At 58.1% G+C, this 18,733-nt stretch carries 14 protein-coding genes and 3 tRNA genes; 12 read left to right on the plus strand and 5 right to left on the minus strand.

Features of this window, described 5'->3' with window-relative positions:
• Nucleotides 1–16 precede the first annotated feature (16 nt).
• The 3 genes from CE491_RS29425 to CE491_RS29435 all read left to right on the plus strand — a co-directional run bounded on the left by CE491_RS29425 (nucleotide 17) and on the right by CE491_RS29435 (nucleotide 3,041).
• Nucleotides 17–817, plus strand: a complete 801-nt coding sequence (locus CE491_RS29425) for a carbohydrate ABC transporter permease (RefSeq protein ID WP_110951952.1) — start codon at nucleotides 17–19, stop codon at nucleotides 815–817.
• 11 nt (nucleotides 818–828) lie between these two features.
• Complete coding sequence (locus tag CE491_RS29430; protein ID WP_110951823.1) at nucleotides 829–1,101, plus strand: DUF2160 domain-containing protein; 273 nt, start codon at nucleotides 829–831, stop codon at nucleotides 1,099–1,101.
• Nucleotides 1,102–1,268: 167 nt separating this feature from the next.
• Nucleotides 1,269–3,041: an ABC transporter substrate-binding protein gene (locus tag CE491_RS29435; protein WP_110951824.1), complete on the plus strand. Its 1,773-nt coding sequence runs from the start codon at nucleotides 1,269–1,271 to the stop codon at nucleotides 3,039–3,041.
• A gap of 230 nt (nucleotides 3,042–3,271) precedes the next feature.
• On the opposite strand, the gene folD is transcribed toward CE491_RS29435, so the two are convergent.
• A complete protein-coding gene (folD, locus tag CE491_RS29440; protein ID WP_110951825.1) occupies nucleotides 3,272–4,126 on the minus strand; it encodes a bifunctional methylenetetrahydrofolate dehydrogenase/methenyltetrahydrofolate cyclohydrolase FolD in 855 nt (284 codons plus the stop codon).
• A 309-nt stretch (nucleotides 4,127–4,435) separates the two neighbouring features.
• Here folD and CE491_RS29445 point away from each other — a divergent pair.
• From CE491_RS29445 to CE491_RS29485, 9 genes are all read left to right on the plus strand, one after another.
• Nucleotides 4,436–4,512, plus strand: a tRNA-Arg gene (locus CE491_RS29445).
• A gap of 39 nt (nucleotides 4,513–4,551) precedes the next feature.
• Nucleotides 4,552–4,627 (plus strand) — tRNA-His (locus tag CE491_RS29450).
• Nucleotides 4,628–4,683: 56 nt separating this feature from the next.
• Nucleotides 4,684–4,768 (plus strand) — tRNA-Leu (locus CE491_RS29455).
• A 367-nt stretch (nucleotides 4,769–5,135) separates the two neighbouring features.
• Complete coding sequence (tig, locus tag CE491_RS29460; protein WP_110951826.1) at nucleotides 5,136–6,446, plus strand: trigger factor; 1,311 nt, start codon at nucleotides 5,136–5,138, stop codon at nucleotides 6,444–6,446.
• 91 nt (nucleotides 6,447–6,537) lie between these two features.
• On the plus strand, nucleotides 6,538–7,179 hold the full coding sequence (gene clpP / locus CE491_RS29465; RefSeq protein ID WP_110951827.1) for an ATP-dependent Clp endopeptidase proteolytic subunit ClpP: 642 nt from the start codon (nucleotides 6,538–6,540) through the stop codon (nucleotides 7,177–7,179).
• Nucleotides 7,180–7,294: 115 nt separating this feature from the next.
• Nucleotides 7,295–8,578 (plus strand): ATP-dependent Clp protease ATP-binding subunit ClpX, encoded by a 1,284-nt coding sequence (gene clpX, locus CE491_RS29470; RefSeq protein ID WP_081568662.1) that lies wholly within the window; start codon nucleotides 7,295–7,297, stop codon nucleotides 8,576–8,578.
• Between the two features lie 182 nt (nucleotides 8,579–8,760).
• Nucleotides 8,761–11,157: an endopeptidase La gene (lon, locus tag CE491_RS29475; RefSeq protein WP_110951828.1), complete on the plus strand. Its 2,397-nt coding sequence runs from the start codon at nucleotides 8,761–8,763 to the stop codon at nucleotides 11,155–11,157.
• Between the two features lie 140 nt (nucleotides 11,158–11,297).
• Entirely contained in the window at nucleotides 11,298–11,570 is a 273-nt protein-coding gene (locus CE491_RS29480; RefSeq protein ID WP_110951829.1) for an HU family DNA-binding protein, read from the plus strand.
• A 266-nt stretch (nucleotides 11,571–11,836) separates the two neighbouring features.
• The gene (locus tag CE491_RS29485; protein ID WP_110951830.1) at nucleotides 11,837–13,711 is read left to right on the plus strand and encodes a SurA N-terminal domain-containing protein; all 1,875 of its coding nucleotides are present in this window, start codon (nucleotides 11,837–11,839) and stop codon (nucleotides 13,709–13,711) included.
• 501 nt (nucleotides 13,712–14,212) lie between these two features.
• On the opposite strand, the gene fabI is transcribed toward CE491_RS29485, so the two are convergent.
• Genes fabI through CE491_RS29505 form a run of 4 tightly spaced genes read right to left on the minus strand, consistent with a single transcriptional unit; the run spans nucleotide 14,213 to nucleotide 18,732 of the window.
• Nucleotides 14,213–15,007 (minus strand): enoyl-ACP reductase FabI, encoded by a 795-nt coding sequence (gene fabI / locus CE491_RS29490; protein ID WP_110951831.1) that lies wholly within the window; start codon nucleotides 15,005–15,007, stop codon nucleotides 14,213–14,215.
• Between the two features lie 18 nt (nucleotides 15,008–15,025).
• Entirely contained in the window at nucleotides 15,026–16,636 is a 1,611-nt protein-coding gene (locus tag CE491_RS29495; protein WP_110951832.1) for an ABC transporter ATP-binding protein, read from the minus strand.
• 1 nt (nucleotide 16,637) lies between these two features.
• Nucleotides 16,638–17,657, minus strand: a complete 1,020-nt coding sequence (locus CE491_RS29500) for an ABC transporter permease (protein ID WP_110951833.1) — start codon at nucleotides 17,655–17,657, stop codon at nucleotides 16,638–16,640.
• A 1-nt stretch (nucleotide 17,658) separates the two neighbouring features.
• On the minus strand, nucleotides 17,659–18,732 hold the full coding sequence (locus tag CE491_RS29505) for a microcin C ABC transporter permease YejB (RefSeq protein ID WP_110951834.1): 1,074 nt from the start codon (nucleotides 18,730–18,732) through the stop codon (nucleotides 17,659–17,661).
• Nucleotide 18,733: the final 1 nt, after the last annotated feature.

The raw sequence follows: 18,733 nt of genomic DNA on the forward strand, positions 1-18,733 counted from the left end.
ACTGCCGTTGAAGAAAATGCAGTTAAGAAAAGTGGTGCCGCTGTGGATCTACCTGCTGTTTCTGCTGGTGCCGATCTACTGGCTGGTGAACATGTCGTTCAAGACCAACACCGAAATTCTCGGCGGCCTGACGCTGTTTCCGCAGGATTTTACCGTCGCCAACTACAGGGTGATCTTCACCGATGAGAGCTGGTACAGCGGCTACATCAACTCGCTGTACTACGTTTGCCTGAATACCGTGATATCGCTGAGTGTGGCATTGCCCGCCGCTTACGCGTTTTCCCGCTATCGTTTTCTCGGCGACAAGCACCTGTTCTTCTGGTTGCTGACCAACCGCATGGCGCCGCCGGCAGTGTTCCTGCTGCCGTTTTTCCAGCTCTACTCGTCCATCGGTCTGTTCGACACCCACATTGCGGTGGCGTTGGCGCACTGCCTGTTCAACGTGCCTTTGGCGGTGTGGATTCTCGAAGGCTTCATGTCCGGGGTGCCGAAGGAAATCGACGAAACGGCCTACATCGACGGTTACAGCTTTCCCAAGTTCTTCGGCAAGATTTTCATCCCGCTGATTGGCTCGGGTATCGGTGTGACGGCGTTCTTCTGCTTCATGTTTTCCTGGGTCGAGCTGTTGCTGGCGCGGACTCTGACATCGGTCAACGCAAAACCGATTGCCGCGGTCATGACCCGCACGGTGTCGGCATCGGGGATCGATTGGGGCGTGCTTGCGGCAGCGGGGGTGTTGACCATCCTGCCGGGCATGCTGGTGATCTGGTTCGTTCGCAATCACGTGGTCAAGGGTTTTGCCCTTGGTCGTGTCTGAGGAGTCGAAAAATGGAGTGGATGTCCTGGACACTGCCGACCGCCATTTTCTTTGCGTCCATCGCCACCATTTTGGTTGCGATGACCGTCTGGGAGCTGCGCTCGGCGAGCATCGAACGTCGCGGTTTTCTACCGATTGCCACCACTCGTGGCGACCGGCTATTCATCGGTCTTCTCGGCAGCGCCTACCTGCATCTGCTGGTGATCGGCGCGACTGACTGGAACATCTGGGTCGCCTCCGGGCTGTCCCTGGTTTGGCTGTTGGTGGTAATGCGGTGGGGGTGAGAAAGAGCGGCGAGAGACTGTAGGAGCACACATGCCTGCGATGGCAGGGTGCCAGACAACGCTTTATGGCAGGCCACGCGTTATCGCGGGCAAGCGCGCCCCTACCAGTAGCAATGCAGACGGTTTTGAAACGCGGGACTACATAAGAATCAACACTGGAGGTGTCTATGTTCAATAAGAAAAACAAGCTGCGACATAGTGTTACGGTAGCGACCATGGTGATGCTCAGCGGTTTGAGCGTCTCGGCCTGGGCCGATCAGTACGAGGACGCCGCGAAGAAGTGGGCGGCCAGCGAGTTCAAGCCGACGACCCTGTCCGACGCTGACCAACTCAAGGAACTGGAGTGGTTCATCAAGGCTGCCGAACCGTTTCGCGGCATGGACATCAAGGTGGTTTCGGAAACCTTGACCACCCATGAGTACGAGTCCAAGACCCTGGCCAAGGCCTTCACCGAAATCACCGGCATCAAGGTTACTCACGACCTCCTGCAGGAAGGTGACGTCATCGAGAAGCTGCAGACCGCCATGCAGTCCGACAAGAGCATCTACGACGGCTGGGTTAACGACTCCGACCTGATCGGTACACACTTCCGCTACGGCAAGGCGCTGTCTCTGACAGACCTGATGGCCAGCCCGGAAGGCGCCAAGGTCACATCGCCTACCCTGGACCTCAAGGACTTCATCGGCACCTCCTTCACCACCGCGCCGGACGGCAAGCTGTATCAGCTACCTGACCAACAATTCGCCAACCTCTATTGGTTCCGCGCCGACTGGTTCGAGCGTCCTGACCTGAAGAAAAAGTTCAAGGACAAATACGGCTATGAGCTGGGCGTCCCTGTGAACTGGTCGGCGTATGAAGATATCGCCAAGTTTTTCAGCGAAGACGTCAAGGAAATCGACGGCAAGAAGGTCTATGGCCACATGGACTATGGCAAGAAAGACCCGTCCCTGGGCTGGCGCTTCACCGACGCCTGGTTCTCCATGGCCGGCAGCGGCGACAAGGGTCTGCCGAACGGTCTGCCGGTGGACGAGTGGGGTATCCGCGTCGAGGATTGCCACCCGGTTGGCTCCAGCATCACTCGCGGTGGCGACACCAATGGCCCGGCCGCTGTTTACGCGACTCAGAAATACATCGACTGGCTCAAGGCCTATGCGCCGCCGGAAGCCGCGGGCATGACCTTCTCCGAGTCCGGTCCGGTTCCGTCTCAGGGGAATGTCGCGCAGCAGATTTTCTGGTATACAGCTTTCACTGCGGACATGACCAAGCCGGGTCTGCCGGTGATGAACGCCGATGGCACGACGAAATGGCGGATGGCGCCGTCACCAAAGGGCCCATACTGGAAAGATGGCATGAAGCTGGGCTATCAGGACGTGGGTTCGTGGACGTTCCTCAAAGCTTCCGACGAGAAAAGACGCAACGCGGCCTGGCTTTACGCACAGTTCGTGACCTCCAAATCGGTCTCGCTGAAGAAAACCATCGTCGGCCTGACGCCGATTCGCGAGTCGGACATCAACTCCAAAGAGATGACCGCGCTGGCGCCGAAGCTGGGTGGTCTGGTGGAGTTCTATCGCAGCCCGGCGCGCCTGCAATGGTCGCCGACCGGCACCAACGTTCCGGATTACCCGAAACTGGCACAGCTGTGGTGGAGTCACGTGGCTGAGGCGGTAACCGGCGAGAAGACTGCGCAAGCGGCGTTGGACGGTCTGGCCAAGGATCAGGACGCGATCATGACCCGAATCGAGCGTTCCAAGGTCCAGGAAGCCAGCGGTTGCGCACCGAAGATGAACCCGGAAACCTCGGCTGAGGAGTGGTACAGCAAGGCTGAACAAAGCGGCGGCAAGTTCCTCGCACCGCAGCGCAAACTGGCCAACGAGAAACCGAAGGGCGAAACCATCGCGTATTCCGATCTTTTGAAAAGCTGGGAGGCTGCGAAGAAATAAGGCGAGTGATAGGCAGCCGGTCCGCCGCTCTTCCGCCACGCGGCGTGCCGGCCCAGCGATTTCAAGTACGCCACCGTTTGTAGGCGCGCGCTTGCCCGCGATAGCGTTTGATCAGACTGCATGGCGGTATCTGATCTACCGGGATCGCAGGCGCGTTCCTACAAAGTCAAGTTGAGGCTCAACAGAAAACGGCACCCTCGGGTGCCGTTTTCATTTGTCTGCTGCGGCGATCAGTCGTGCAGCGTTTCCGCGGCGTACAGCGTGTTCTCCAACAGGCAGGCCCGGGTCATCGGGCCTACACCGCCTGGCACCGGGGTGATCCAGCCAGCGCGGGGCAGGGCGGTCTCGTAGACCACGTCGCCCACCAGCTTGCCGTCGTCCTGGCGGTTGATGCCGACGTCGATGACGATCGCGCCTTCCTTGATCCACTCGCCCTTGACCAGTCCTGGCTTGCCCGCCGCCACGATCACCAGATCGGCACGGCCGACGTGACCTGCCAAATCCTGGGTGAAGCGGTGCGTGACGGTGACGGTACAACCCGCCAGCAACAGCTCCATGGCCATCGGCCGACCGACGATGTTGGAGGCGCCCACCACCACTGCATCCTTGCCGTACAGGTCGACGCCGGTGCTTTCCAGCAGGGTCATGATGCCTTTCGGGGTGCACGGGCGCAGCAGCGGAATGCGCTGGGCCAGGCGGCCGACGTTATAAGGATGGAAACCGTCGACATCCTTGTCTGGACGAATGCGCTCCAGCAGGCTGGACGACTCGAGATGCTCGGGCAGAGGCAATTGCAGCAGGATGCCATCGATGGCCGGATCGTCGTTGAGGCTGTCGATCAGATCGGTCAGTTCGGTCTGGGTGGTTTCGCTGGGCAAGTCGTAGGCCCGGGAGATGAAACCGACCTCTTCGCAGTCTTTGCGTTTGTGCGAGACGTAAACCTGAGAGGCGGGGTCGCTGCCGACCAGAATCACCGCGAGGCCCGGCGTGCGCAGCCCTTGCTCGCGACGTTCAGCGACTCGTTGGGCGATCTGCTGGCGCAGGTTGGCTGCGATCGCTTTGCCGTCTATTAGTTTTGCAGTCATTACGCGTGATTAACCATCGGAAGGGAGGGAAAAAGAGCGCGCATTCTCGCATGACCAGACGCAAGGGCAAAGGCGATTGGTCCGCTTAATAAGCTAAGCCCTTTAATTAACTGAATTTTTTAGAAAAAGGTGTTGACGACCTTGGAGGCCGTCTATAAGATTCGTCGCACTTGTCGGGCACAACCCCACACAGGATAAGCCGGAAGCGGTTAGTCAGGTCGAAAGGTTGATTAAGTCAGGTAGAGTTCAGATCGGCTCAGCGTGATTGAAAGCTCTTAATTTGTAGTCGCAAGAATGCAAATTAACCAAGCGCCCGTAGCTCAGCTGGATAGAGCATCCGCCTTCTAAGCGGATGGTCGCAGGTTCGAGTCCTGCCGGGTGCGCCATTAAGGCAGCTTTGGCACAAGTAGTTACAACGCAATATGGTGGGCGTAGCTCAGTTGGTAGAGCACAGGATTGTGACTCCTGTTGTCGTGGGTTCGATCCCCATCGTCCACCCCATATTCGAAAAGGCGCCAGATTCATAGTCTGGCGCCTTTGCTTTAAGCGCTTCAAACGCGGATGTGGTGGAATTGGTAGACACACTGGATTTAGGTTCCAGCGCCGCAAGGTGTGAGAGTTCGAGTCTCTCCGTCCGCACCAACTACAAACCTTGAGAAGTGCCTCGGGCATTCGCAGGGATCGAAAAGCCGCCTAGTGCGGCTTTTTTTATTTATTGGTTTCATGCGGGTAGAGGTTCGTCGAGTTACGGATGGCGGACTTTTCCGGAGTGTTTCCAGGGATGGGATCGATATTCGGTCGTGCCTCGCTTCCTTTATATAGGGGCTCGCAAGGCGTGTTCCAGACCGCTTGCGAAGGTCTGAATCTTCTTCCCCTCTTCTCTGGTTGCATCCCACTGTATTTACCCTTCTTCGGTAGGGTGACTTCTTGAGTTTGACCCACTAGAATGCTTGCCCTTGATTCTGGGGTCGGAAACGGCCGGCTAACGTCTGTGCAACGAGGAATATCCATGCAAGTTTCTGTTGAAAATACTTCCGCTCTCGAGCGCCGCATGACCATTGGCGTGCCAGCTGAGCGCATCGAGACCGAAGTCAACAAGCGTCTGCAGCAGACCGCACGTAAAGCCAAGATCCCGGGCTTCCGCCCTGGCAAAGTGCCTATGAGCGTGATCCGCCAGCGTTACGAAGATGGTGCTCGTCAGGAAGCACTGGGCGACCTGATCCAGGCGACCTTCTACGAAGCCGTCGTAGAGCAAAAGCTGAACCCGGCTGGCGCACCTTCCGTCGAGCCAAAAACCTTCGAAAAAGGCAAGGACCTCGAATACATCGCGACTTTCGAAGTGTTCCCTGAATTCTCCGTTGCCGGCTTCGAGTCCGTTTCCGTCGAGCGTCTTTCCGCTGACGTCGCTGATTCCGATCTGGACAACATGCTGGAAATCCTGCGCAAGCAGAACGTCCGTTTCGAAGTGGCCGATCGTGCCGCTGCGAACGAAGACCAGCTGAACATCGACTTCGTCGGCAAGATCGACGGTGAAGCATTCGCAGGCGGTTCGGCTACCGGCACTCAACTGGTACTGGGCTCGGGTCGCATGATCCCTGGCTTCGAAGATGGTCTGGTTGGTGCAAAGGCGGGTGAAGAGCGTGTTCTGAACCTGACCTTCCCGGAGGACTATCAGAACCTGGAGCTGGCTGGCAAGACCGCCGAGTTCACCGTCACCGTCAACACCGTGTCGGCACCAACCCTGCCAGAGCTGAACGAAGCTTTCTTCAATCAGTTCGGCATCAAGGAAACCGGTATCGAAGGCTTCCGTACCGAAGTTCGCAAGAACATGGAGCGCGAGCTGCGTCAGGCCATCAAGTCCAAGGTCAAGAATCAGGTAATGGACGGTCTGCTGGCCGCCAACCCGATCGACGTGCCAAAAGCGCTGCTGGAAAACGAAGTGAACCGTCTGCGCGTTCAGGCCGTTCAACAGTTCGGCGGCAACATCAAGCCTGACCAGCTGCCAGCCGAGTTGTTCGAAGAGCAGGCCAAGCGCCGTGTCGAGCTGGGCCTGATCGTCGCTGAAGTGGTCAAGCAGTTCGACCTCAAGCCTGACGAAGCCCGCGTTCGCGAGCTGATCCAGGAAATGGCTTCCGCTTATCAGGAGCCAGAGCAGGTCGTCGCCTGGTACTACAAGAACGAACAGCAGATGAACGAAGTGCGTTCGGTTGTGCTTGAAGAACAAGTTGTGGATACTGTTTTGCAGAAAGCGAGCGTGACCGATAAAGCGGTCTCGTACGAAGAAGCGGTCAAGCCGGTTGAAGCTCCACAAGCCGACTGATTTCCTTCTCTCGTTCGAAAACACCATAAGCCAGCCTTCGCGCTGGCTTATGCGTATTCAAGACATGACTATTTGGGAGTGAATGCGAGACATGTCCCGCAATTCTTATATTCAGCAGAACTCTGACATCCAGGCCGCTGGCGGCCTGGTCCCGATGGTTATCGAGCAGTCCGCCCGTGGCGAACGCGCCTATGACATCTACTCCCGCCTGCTCAAGGAACGCGTCATTTTCCTCGTCGGTCCGGTCGAAGACTACATGGCCAACCTGATCTCGGCGCAGCTGCTCTTCCTTGAAGCGGAAAACCCGGACAAGGACATCCATCTCTACATCAACTCTCCAGGCGGTTCGGTGACTGCTGGCATGGCGATCTACGACACCATGCAGTTCATCAAGCCGGACGTTTCGACCACCGTAATGGGTCAGGCCTGCAGCATGGGTGCATTCCTGCTGGCGGGCGGTGCCAAGGGCAAGCGTTTTGCCCTGCCCAATTCCCGCGTGATGATTCACCAGCCACTGGGCGGTTTTCAGGGGCAGGCGTCGGACATCGACATTCACGCCAAGGAAATCCTGTACATTCGCCAGCGTCTGAACGAGCTGCTGGCGTACCATACCGGTCAGTCGCTGGAAGCCATCGAGCGCGACACCAACCGCGACAACTTCATGAGCGCCGAACGCGCTGCTGAATACGGTCTGGTAGACGCGGTGCTCGACAAACGTCAAATGATCAAATGATTGCTTGATAGGCAGTAATCCCAGGTGGTCGGGAGCTCCGTACCACCTGCGGACTTGAAAAAGCCCGCAATTGCCTTCATCTTGTGTTGCAAGCCTACCGGATTGGATCGATCGAATGACTGACACCCGCAACGGCGAGGACAACGGCAAACTGCTTTATTGCTCCTTCTGCGGCAAAAGCCAGCATGAAGTACGCAAGTTGATTGCCGGCCCCTCGGTATTTATCTGTGACGAGTGCGTCGACCTGTGCAATGACATCATCCGCGAGGAGGTGCAGGAAGCACAGGCAGAAAGCAGCGCGCATAAATTACCATCGCCGAAAGAAATCAGCGGCATCCTTGACCAGTACGTCATCGGTCAGGAGCGTGCCAAGAAGGTTCTCGCAGTAGCGGTGTACAACCACTACAAACGCCTGAACCAGCGCGACAAGAAGAATGACGATGTTGAACTGGGCAAGAGCAACATCCTGCTGATTGGCCCTACGGGCTCCGGCAAGACCTTGCTGGCCGAAACGCTGGCACGTCTGCTCAACGTACCGTTCACCATCGCCGACGCCACCACCCTGACCGAAGCCGGTTACGTGGGTGAGGACGTGGAAAACATCATCCAGAAGCTGTTGCAGAAATGCGATTACGATGTCGAGAAAGCCCAAATGGGTATTGTCTACATCGACGAAATCGACAAGATTTCGCGCAAATCCGACAACCCTTCGATCACTCGGGACGTTTCCGGCGAGGGCGTACAACAAGCCTTGCTGAAACTGATCGAGGGTACCGTCGCTTCCGTACCGCCGCAGGGCGGGCGCAAGCACCCTCAGCAGGAATTCCTGCAAGTGGACACGCGTAACATCCTGTTCATCTGTGGCGGTGCGTTCTCTGGCCTTGAAAAAGTCATCCAGAATCGCTCCACCAAGGGTGGCATCGGTTTCAACGCCGAAGTTCGCAGCAAAGAAGAGGGCAAGAAGGTTGGCGAGTCCCTGCGTGAAGTCGAGCCTGACGATTTGGTCAAGTTCGGTCTGATCCCGGAATTCGTGGGCCGTCTGCCAGTACTGGCGACCCTTGACGAGCTGGACGAAGCTGCCCTGATGCAGATTCTGACCGAGCCGAAGAACGCCCTAACCAAGCAATACGCCAAGCTGTTCGAAATGGAAGGTGTGGACCTCGAATTCCGCACTGACGCACTCAAGTCGGTTGCCCGTCGCGCGCTGGAGCGCAAGACCGGTGCCCGTGGTCTGCGGTCCATCCTCGAAGGTGTTCTGCTCGACACCATGTATGAAATCCCGTCGCAAACCGACGTGAGCAAAGTGGTGATCGACGAGAGCGTGATCGAAGGCACGTCCAAGCCGCTGTTGATCTACGAAAACAGCGAGCCACCTGCCAAGGCGGCTCCCGACGCGTAAGCCTTACGGCCTCGCACCGGGCGACTGGAAAACGAAAGGGGCCCTCGGGCCCTTTTCGCGTTTCAAAGGCTCTTTCGCATTAACTCGAACCGGCGCTTGTTTTTTTGGGTAGCTACCCCCATCTTGGTTTTCAGCTCATTTCTATCTGTCCATGGCCATAAGGCCGCCGTAGAGGCGAAATCATGAAGACGACCATTGAATTGCCTCTTTTGCCATTGCGCGATGTTGTGGTGTATCCGCATATGGTTATCCCACTGTTCGTGGGGCGCGAGAAGTCCATTGAGGCCCTAGAGGCTGCGATGACCGGTGACAAGCAGATCTTGCTGCTCGCGCAAAGAAACCCTGCAGACGATGATCCTGGTGAAGACGCTCTTTATAACGTGGGTACGATTGCAACCGTATTGCAGCTGCTGAAGCTGCCGGACGGTACTGTCAAAGTGCTCGTCGAAGGCGAACAGCGCGGTTCTGTCGAGCGCTTCATCGAGGTCGATGGCCATTGCCGCGCCGAAGTCGCGTTGATCGACGAAATCGACGCGCCTGATCGTGAATCCGAAGTGTTCGTGCGCAGCCTGCTGGCGCAGTTCGAGCAATATGTGCAGTTGGGCAAGAAAGTCCCGGCTGAAGTCCTGTCTTCGCTCAACAGCATCGATGAGCCGGGCCGCCTGGTCGACACCATGGCCGCGCACATGGCGCTGAAGATCGAGCAGAAGCAGGAAATCCTCGAAATCATCGACTTGGGCGCTCGCGTTGAACACGTGCTGGCCCTGCTGGATGCCGAAATCGACCTGCTGCAGGTCGAAAAGCGCATTCGCGGTCGCGTGAAGAAACAAATGGAGCGCAGCCAGCGCGAGTACTACCTGAATGAGCAGATGAAGGCTATTCAGAAAGAGCTCGGCGACAGCGAAGAAGGCCACAACGAAATCGAGGAGCTGAAGAAGCGCATCGACGCCGCTGGCCTGCCAAAAGACGCCATGACCAAGGCCACTGCCGAGCTGAACAAGCTCAAGCAGATGTCTCCGATGTCCGCTGAAGCCACGGTGGTGCGCTCGTACATCGACTGGTTGGTTCAGGTGCCGTGGAAGGCCCAGAGCAAGGTTCGTCTGGATCTGGCGCGTGCCGAAGACATTCTCGACGCAGACCACTACGGCCTGGAAGAAGTCAAAGAGCGGATCCTCGAATACCTCGCCGTGCAAAAGCGCGTGAAGAAGATTCGCGGTCCGGTGCTGTGCCTGGTTGGTCCTCCTGGTGTGGGTAAGACCTCGCTGGCCGAGTCGATCGCCCATGCCACCAACCGCAAATTCGTGCGCATGGCTCTGGGTGGTGTGCGCGATGAAGCGGAAATTCGTGGTCACCGCCGCACCTACATCGGTTCGATGCCGGGTCGTCTGATCCAGAAAATGACCAAGGTCGGCGTGCGCAACCCGCTCTTCCTGCTCGACGAAATCGACAAGATGGGCAGTGACATGCGTGGCGATCCGGCTTCGGCATTGCTCGAGGTGCTCGATCCTGAGCAGAACCACAATTTCAACGACCACTATCTGGAGGTCGATTACGACCTGTCGGATGTGATGTTCCTCTGCACCGCCAACTCGATGAACATTCCCGCGGCCCTGCTGGACCGTATGGAAGTGATCCGTCTGCCGGGCTACACCGAAGACGAGAAGATCAATATCGCCACCAAGTACCTCTCGCCCAAGCAAATCGCTGCCAACGGCCTGAAGAAAGGTGAAGTCGAGTTCGAAGAAGAGGCCATACGCGACATTATCCGGTACTACACCCGTGAAGCGGGTGTGCGTAGCCTGGAGCGTCAGATTGCCAAGGTCTGCCGCAAAGCGGTCAAAGAGCACGCTGGCGAGAAGCGTTTCTCCGTGGTGGTCACCGCCGCCATGCTGGAAAATTTCCTGGGTGTGCGCAAATTCCGCTACGGTCTGGCCGAACAGCAGGATCAGATCGGTCAGGTGACCGGGCTGGCGTGGACGCAGGTTGGTGGCGAATTGCTGACCATCGAAGCGGCCGTGGTGCCGGGCAAAGGTCAGTTGATCAAAACCGGTTCGTTGGGCGATGTGATGGTCGAATCGATCACTGCAGCTTTGACGGTTGTGCGCAGCCGCGCGAAGAGCCTGGGCATCCCTCTGGACTTCCACGAGAAGCGCGACACCCATATCCATATGCCGGAAGGGGCAACGCCGAAAGACGGCCCCAGCGCGGGCGTAGGCATGTGCACGGCGCTGGTTTCGGCGCTGACGCAGATTCCGGTGCGTGCGGACGTGGCAATGACCGGTGAAATCACTCTGCGTGGCCAGGTTCTGGCGATTGGCGGTCTGAAGGAAAAACTGCTGGCAGCCCACCGTGGTGGAATTAAAACGGTGATCATTCCGGAAGAGAACGTACGCGATTTGAAGGAAATTCCTGACAACATTAAGCAGGACCTGCAGATCAAACCTGTTAAATGGATTGACGAAGTCTTGCAAATTGCGCTGCAATACGCGCCGGAGCCCTTGCCGGATGTGGCTCCGGAAATGGTTGCAAAGGATGAAAAACGCGAGTCTGACTCTAAGGAAAGAATTAGCACGCATTAGTCTGGGGGGCTTTCTTGACAGCTTTTTAGAGCCCTTGTTATAAAGCGGCTCTTTCCAGCTTCAGAAGGCCATTCAGCGTTTGTCTGGAATCACCAAAAAACTTAGAAAATATACTCAATATAGATATAAGGGGACTTAGAGTGAACAAGTCGGAACTGATTGATGCTATCGCCGCATCCGCTGACATCCCGAAAGCTGCTGCTGGCCGTGCGCTGGACGCAGTAATCGAATCCGTCACTGGCGCTCTGAAGGCCGGCGACTCTGTTGTACTGGTTGGTTTCGGCACTTTCTCCGTAGCCGATCGTCCTGCTCGTACCGGCCGTAACCCACAGACCGGTAAGACTCTGGAAATCCCGGCAGCCAAAAAACCAGGCTTCAAAGCCGGTAAAGCTCTGAAAGAAGCAGTCAACTAAGCTTCTTTTTTATCTTTGCCCGCCCAAGACAGCGTTACCTCTGTTCTGGGCGTGAAGCGGCAAGTGCGGTTGGTCAAGCGCTGGCCTGTCACCTCAGGAGACCCTGCCCGCTTCGCTCGTTTTGCCAGGCTGTGCCAGTTTTGCCAAGCTACTAAAGTTACGAGAAGGCGCATCCTCGGATGCGCCTTTCTTCTATCCGGATTTCACCATCGCTCCGCTCCGTGTGTCGCAGCTTTGTGAGTTGAGTAAAACCCTCTGGGGGACGCATGCTGCAGAATATCAGGGACAATTCACAAGGCTGGATTGCCAAAACCATCATTGGCGTTGTCATGGCGCTGATGGCGTTGACGGGTTTCGACGCCATTTTCAGGGCTACTAGTCACAGCCAGGATGCTGCCAAGGTCAACGGCGACGAAATCACTCAGGCAGAACTGGGTCAGGCCGTTGAAATGCAGCGTCGCCAGTTGATGCAACAGCTGGGCAAGGATTTCGATCCGGCGATGCTCAATGAAAAGATGCTGCGTGATTCAGCGCTCAAGGGCCTGATCGATCGCAAGCTGCTGTTGCAGGGTGCGGCAGACGCCAAATTCGGCTTCTCCGAAGCTTCGCTGGATCAGCAGATCCTGCTGACGCCTGAATTCCAGGTGGATGGTAAATTCAATGCCGATCGTTTCGATCAGGTGGTTCGTCAGCTGGGTTACAGCCGCATGCAGTTCCGGCAGATCCTCGGTCAGGAAATGCTGATCGGCCAGATCCGCGCGGGCATCGGCGGCAGCGCTTTCGTGACCGACGCTCAGGTCGATGCATTTGCCCGTCTGGAAAAACAGACCCGCGACTTCGCGACCCTGACACTGCCAGCCGATCCGTCCAATGTGAAAGTCACCGACGACGAGATCAAGGCGCACTACGATCAGCACGCCAAGGAATTCCTCAGCCCGGAACAGGTTGTCCTGGACTACATCGAGCTGAAGAAGTCCTCGTTCTTCGACAAGGTGTCGGTGAAGGATGAAGACTTGCAGGCGGCGTATCAGAAAGAAATCGCCAACCTGGCCGAGCAGCGACGTGCCGCGCATATCCTGATCGAAGTCAACGACAAGACCACCGATGCCCAAGCCAAGGCGAAGATCGACGAGATCCAGCAGCGCGTGGCCAAAGGCGAAGACTTCGCAGCGTTGGCCAAGGAGCTGTCGCAAGACCCGGGGTCCTCGAGCAAGGGTGGCGATCTGGGCTATGCCGGCAAGGGTGTTTACGATCCGGCCTTCGAAGACGCGCTGTATGCGTTGAACAAGGATCAGGTATCGGCACCTGTGCGCAGTCAGTTCGGTTGGCACTTGATCAAGCTGCTGGGCGTCGAGGCGCCGTCGGTTCCGACGCTCGCCAGTCTGAAGGAAAAGCTGACCCACGAACTGAAATCAGCGCAGGTAGAGCAGAAATACGTCGATGCCAGCAAGAAACTGGAAGATGCTGCGTTTGAGGCGTCCGATCTGTCTCAGCCTGCGCAGGATCTGGGTCTGAAGGTTCAGACCACCGCGCCGTTCGGTCGTGAAGGCGGGGAAGGCATCGCTGCCAACCGTGCCGTGATCCAGGCGGCGTTCAGCCCTGAGGTGATGGAGGAGGGCTCCAACAGCTCGGCGCTGGAGCTCGATCCTGAGACTGTGGTAGTGGTGCATGTGAAGGAACACCGTCAGCCTGAACAATTGCCTCTGGAAGCGGTTTCCGATGCGATCCGTGCGCAGTTGACCAAAGAGCACGCCAGCGATGCCGTCAAAGGCAAGGGTGAGGCGCTGCTGGCCGGTTTGCACGACGGCAAGGTTCCGTACACCGCGACCAAGCAGGAAGGCCAGAACTGGAAGGTGGTGGAAGCCGCTTCCCGTGGTCAAGAGGGTGTCGATCCTCAAGTGCTGCAGGCTGTGTTCCGTATGCCTAAACCGGAAGGCAAGGACAAGCCGGTTTATTCGAGCCTGACCGCGGCCGATGGCAGTTTTGTGGTGTTGCGGCTCAATGGTGTGAACCAGGCGGCTCCGGCGACCGATGCGGAGAAGACTCAGTATCGTCGCTTCCTCGCATCGCGTGAGGGGCGTCAGGACTTTGAGTCCTATCAGGCGCAGCTGCAGTCTGAGGCGAAGATCGAGAAATATTGATCCTCGCTGAAGGCTGAACCAAAAAGCCCCGGCTCTTGAGAGTCGGGGCTTTTTGGTTTTTGGGGGGGCGTACGGGGCGGCATGTAGATCCGCTATCTCGGGTGGCGCAGATATTGATTCCGCCCTTACGGCGGGTCAGTTTTTCCAAGAGCCGAAATGTCGGACCACGAAAAGTAACCCAAAAGGCCCTAGCAGAATTTAAGCTTCGGCGCTGTGCCTGTGGAAGCTTCTGGAGGTTGCGACATGGGCGGTCGCGGAGTGTCAGGAACATAACTGTAACGGGCCCACAGCGTTCGCGGCCGTCGTAACCTCCGACTTCTGCCACAGGGTTCGGCGGCGCACGGGGATTTTACGCATGCACCCAATCCTTGCCCGAAATAACGCATATACACCCAAAACTCAGCGCAAAAAAAACGGCAGGTCATCCAGCACATGGCTGCCTGACCCACCGCATTCGCCAGCAAGCTGGCTCCTACAGGTAGTGCTCTGGGGGCTACAGAATCAACCCTCCAGATCACCCATCGCCGTGGTGTTGAAGCCGCCGTCGACGTACATGATTTCACCGCTCACACCCGAAGCCAGGTCGGAGCAAAGGAACGCGCCTGCATTACCCACTTCGTCGATGGTCACGTTGCGGCGCAGAGGAGTCTGGGCTTCGTTGGCATCGAGCATCTTGCGGAAGTTCTTGATGCCGGAAGCGGCCAGAGTACGGATCGGGCCAGCCGATACGGCGTTGACGCGAGTGCCGTCCGGGCCGAGGCTGCGGGCCAGGTAACGCACACCGGCTTCCAGACTGGCCTTGGCCATGCCCATGACGTTGTAGTTGGGCATGGTGCGCTCGGCGCCCAGGTACGACAGGGTCAGCAGGCTGCCGTTGCGGCCCTTCATCAGTTCGCGACCGGCCTTGGCCAGCGCGACGAAGCTGTAGGCGCTGATGTCGTGAGCAATGCGGAAACCTTCACGGGTGGTGGCCTGGGTGAAGTCGCCATCCAGTTGGTCGCCCGGTGCGAAGCCAACGGAGTGCACGATACAGTCCAGGCCGTCCCACTTCTTGCTCAGTTCTTCGAAAACCTTGGCGATTTCTTCGTCGCTGGCCACGTCGCAAGGGAAGCACAGATCAGCGTTCGAACCCCAGGCGGCAGCGAATTCTTCGACGCGACCTTTGAGTTTTTCGTTCTGGTAGGTGAAGGCAAGTTCAGCGCCTTCGCGGTGCATGGCGGCAGCGATGCCCGATGCGATAGACAGTTTGCTGGCGACACCGACGATCAGGACGCGCTTACCGGCGAGAAAACCCATGGTTTGTTCCTCTTCAGGTTAATCGACAGCTGCCGGAGCCAGAAAAGCGGCTTCCAGCAGCTGCTGTGTATAAGGATGTTGCGGTGCGGCGAAGATATCTTCTGCCACACCCTGTTCGACCACTTGGCCTTGCTTGACCACCATTAGTTGGTGGCTCAGCGCTTTGACTACCGCCAGGTCATGGCTGATAAACAAATACGTCAGGTTGTACTTGGTTTGCAGGGAGCGCAAAAGCTCCACTACTTGACGCTGAACGGTCCGGTCGAGGGCCGAAGTGGGCTCGTCCAGTAAAATCAGCGCCGGTTTTAACACTAATGCCCGTGCGATGGCGATCCTTTGCCGCTGTCCGCCGGAAAACTCATGGGGGTAGCGGTGTCGGGTTGCCGGGTCCAGACCTACCTCCTTGAGCGCTTCGACCACCGCCGCTTCCTGTTCGACGGCGGTTCCGATCCTGTGGATCCGCAGCCCTTCGCCAACGATGTCGCACACCGACATACGGGGGCTCAGGCTGCCGAACGGGTCCTGAAACACCACCTGCATCTGTCGCCGCAGCGGTCGCACCTGGTCCTGCTTCAGACCAGTCAGCGAATCGCCCTGAAAGCGTATCTCGCCTTCGCTGCGAATCAACCTGAGAATCGCCAGGCCCAACGTCGACTTGCCCGAGCCGCTTTCGCCGACGATCCCCAGCGTCTGCCCCCTGGGCAGACTGAAGTGGATGCCGTCCACGGCCTTGACGTGATCGACGGTGCGCTTGAACACGCCCTTCTTGATCGCAAACCAGACCTTGAGGTCTTCGACTTCCAGCATCGGTGCGCCCGGCACGTTGTTCGCTGGGCCACCTTTTGGCTCGGCACTGAGCAGCTCGATGGTGTACGGATGCTGCGGTGCACGGAACAGTTCTTCACACGATGCCTGTTCGACGATGCAACCGCGCTGCATGACACATACTCGGTTGGCAATTTGTCGAACCACGTTCAAATCGTGGCTGATCAACAGCAAAGCCATGCCCAGACGGGCCTGCAGCTCCTTCAGCAGTTCGAGAATTTTCAATTGCACCGTGACGTCCAGGGCGGTGGTCGGCTCGTCGGCGATCAGCAGTTCCGGCTCATTGGCCAAGGCCATGGCGATCATCACGCGCTGGCGCTGACCGCCGGAGAGCTCGTGTGGCAAGGCCCTGAGGCGTTTGCGCGGCTCGGGAATGCCGACCAGCTCCAGCAACTCCAGGGTGCGCCGTGTTGCCGCCTTGCCGGTCAGGCCTTTGTGCAGGCCAAGCACTTCGTTGATTTGTTTCTCGATCGACTGCAGCGGGTTCAGCGACGTCATCGGCTCCTGAAAGATCATCGCGATGCGGTTGCCGCGGATGGCACGCATGCGTTTTTCACTCACGGTCAGCAGCTCATTGCCAGCGTACTGAATGGTACCGGTGGGGTGGCGGGCGAGCGGGTAGGGCAAAAGTCGCAGGATCGAATGCGCGGTGACTGACTTGCCCGATCCGCTTTCGCCGACCAGCGCCAGGGTTTCTCCCTTACGAATGTCGAAGCTGATGCCTTCGACCACGCGTTGGGTTTTCTGGCCGGAAACGAACTCGACCGACAGGTTGCGGATTTCGATCAGATTGTCCTGATTCATCTCATTTCCTCGGGTCGAATGCGTCACGGGCGGATTCGCCGATGAACACCAGCAGGCTCAACATGATCGCCAGCACGGCAAAGGCACTGATGCCCAGCCACGGCGCCTGCAGGTTGGATTTGCCCTGCGCCACCAGCTCGCCCAGCGAAGGTGAGCCTGCGGGCAGGCCGAAGCCCAGGAAATCCAGCGCGGTCAGGGTGCCGATCGCGCCGGTGAGGATGAACGGCATGAAGGTCATGGTCGAGACCATCGCGTTGGGCAGGATGTGCCGGAACATGATCGCCCCGTTCTGCATACCAAGCGCACGTGCGGCGCGCACATATTCGAGGTTGCGCCCGCGCAGGAACTCGGCGCGCACGACATCCACCAGGCTCATCCACGAGAACAACAGCATGATGCCCAGCAGCCACCAGAAGTTGGGCTGCACGAAGCTGGCGAGAATGATCAGCAGGTACAGCACCGGCAGGCCGGACCAGATCTCCAGAAAGCGCTGCCCGACCAGATCGACCCAGCCGCCATAGAAGCCCTGCAGGGCCCCGGCGATGACGCCGATGATCGAGCTGAGCACCGTCAGGGTGAGGGCGAACAGCACCGAGACACGGAAGCCGTAGATCACTCGCGCCAGCACATCGCGGCCCTGATCGTCGGTGCCGAGCAGGTTTTCCCGGGAAGGCGGAGCCGGGGCCGGGACTTTCAGGTCGTAGTTGATGCTCTGGTAACTGAACGGGATCGGCGCCCACAGCGTCCAGCCGCCTTTGGCCGCCAGCAACTCCTTGATGTACGGGCTCTTGTAGTTGGCTTCCAGCGGGAATTCTCCGCCAAAGGTGGTTTCCGGATAACGCTTGAACACCGGGAAATACCACTCACCGTCGTAGCGCACGGCCAGTGGCTTGTCGTTGGCGATCAACTCGGCGCCCAGACTCAGGCCAAACAGAATCAGGAACAGCCACAGCGACCACCAGCCACGCTTGTTGGCCTTGAACCGTTCGAAACGGCGTCGATTAAGAGGGGACAACGTCATATCAATGCTCCCGGCGGTCGAAGTCGATACGTGGGTCAACCAGCGTGTAGGTCAGGTCGCCGATCAATTTCACCACCAGTCCGAGCAGGGTGAAGATGAACAGGGTGCCGAACACCACCGGGTAGTCGCGGTTGATCGCGGCTTCAAAGCTCATCAGGCCCAGGCCGTCGAGGGAGAAGATCACTTCCACCAGCAGGGAGCCGGTAAAGAAAATGCCAATGAATGCAGACGGGAAACCGGCGATCACCAGCAGCATCGCGTTACGGAACACGTGGCCATAGAGCACGCGGTGCTGGGTCAGGCCCTTGGCCTTGGCGGTGATCACGTACTGCTTGCCGATTTCGTCGAGGAAGCTGTTCTTGGTCAGCAGGGTCATGGTGGCGAAGTTGCCGATCACCAGTGCGGTGATCGGCAACACCAGATGCCAGAAGTAGTCGCCTACCTTGCCCAGCCAGCTCAACTCGTCGAAGTTGCCGGAGGTCAGGCCGCGCAGCGGGAACCAGTCGAAATAACTGCCGCCTGCGAACACCACGATCAGCAGGATCGCGAACAGGAATGCCGGAATGGCATAGCCGACGATGATCGCCGAACTGGTCCAGATGTCGAATTGGCTGCCGTGTCGCGTGGCTTTGGCGATCCCCAGCGGGATCGACACCAGGTACATGATCAGCGTGCTCCACAATCCCAGCGAGATCGACACCGGCATCTTCTCGACGATCAGGTCGATGACCTTGGCATCGCGAAAGAAGCTGTCGCCAAAATCCAGCCGGGCGTAGTTCTTGATCATGATCCACAAGCGTTCCGGCGCCGACTTGTCGAAGCCGTACATGTGCTCGATTTCCTTGATCAGCGCAGGGTCCAGGCCCTGAGCGCCACGGTAGGTCGAGCCCGCCACCGAGACCTCCGCGCCGCCGCCAGCGATACGACTGGTGGCGCCTTCGAAGCCTTCGAGCTTGGCGATCATCTGTTCGACCGGGCCGCCGGGCGCGGCCTGGATGATCACGAAGTTGATCAGCAGAATGCCGAACAGGGTCGGCACGATCAGCAGCAAACGCCGCAGAATGTACGCCAGCATG

It is taken from the genome of Pseudomonas bohemica (assembly GCF_002934685.1).
GTDB lineage: Bacteria > Pseudomonadota > Gammaproteobacteria > Pseudomonadales > Pseudomonadaceae > Aquipseudomonas > Aquipseudomonas bohemica.

Excerpts from the sequence above, each read along its gene's own strand:
- CE491_RS29425 (WP_110951952.1), top strand. The coding sequence starts at position 17 with ATGCAGTTAAGAAAAGTGGTGCCGCTGTGGATCTACCTGCTGTTTCTG.
- CE491_RS29430 (WP_110951823.1), top strand. The coding sequence starts at position 829 with ATGGAGTGGATGTCCTGGACACTGCCGACCGCCATTTTCTTTGCGTCC.
- CE491_RS29435 (WP_110951824.1), top strand. The coding sequence starts at position 1,269 with ATGTTCAATAAGAAAAACAAGCTGCGACATAGTGTTACGGTAGCGACC.
- folD (WP_110951825.1), bottom strand. The coding sequence starts at position 4,126 with ATGACTGCAAAACTAATAGACGGCAAAGCGATCGCAGCCAACCTGCGC.
- tig (WP_110951826.1), top strand. The coding sequence starts at position 5,136 with ATGCAAGTTTCTGTTGAAAATACTTCCGCTCTCGAGCGCCGCATGACC.
- clpP (WP_110951827.1), top strand. The coding sequence starts at position 6,538 with ATGTCCCGCAATTCTTATATTCAGCAGAACTCTGACATCCAGGCCGCT.
- clpX (WP_081568662.1), top strand. The coding sequence starts at position 7,295 with ATGACTGACACCCGCAACGGCGAGGACAACGGCAAACTGCTTTATTGC.
- lon (WP_110951828.1), top strand. The coding sequence starts at position 8,761 with ATGAAGACGACCATTGAATTGCCTCTTTTGCCATTGCGCGATGTTGTG.
- CE491_RS29485 (WP_110951830.1), top strand. The coding sequence starts at position 11,837 with ATGCTGCAGAATATCAGGGACAATTCACAAGGCTGGATTGCCAAAACC.
- fabI (WP_110951831.1), bottom strand. The coding sequence starts at position 15,007 with ATGGGTTTTCTCGCCGGTAAGCGCGTCCTGATCGTCGGTGTCGCCAGC.
- CE491_RS29495 (WP_110951832.1), bottom strand. The coding sequence starts at position 16,636 with ATGAATCAGGACAATCTGATCGAAATCCGCAACCTGTCGGTCGAGTTC.
- CE491_RS29500 (WP_110951833.1), bottom strand. The coding sequence starts at position 17,657 with ATGACGTTGTCCCCTCTTAATCGACGCCGTTTCGAACGGTTCAAGGCC.
- CE491_RS29505 (WP_110951834.1), bottom strand. The coding sequence starts at position 18,732 with ATGCTGGCGTACATTCTGCGGCGTTTGCTGCTGATCGTGCCGACCCTG.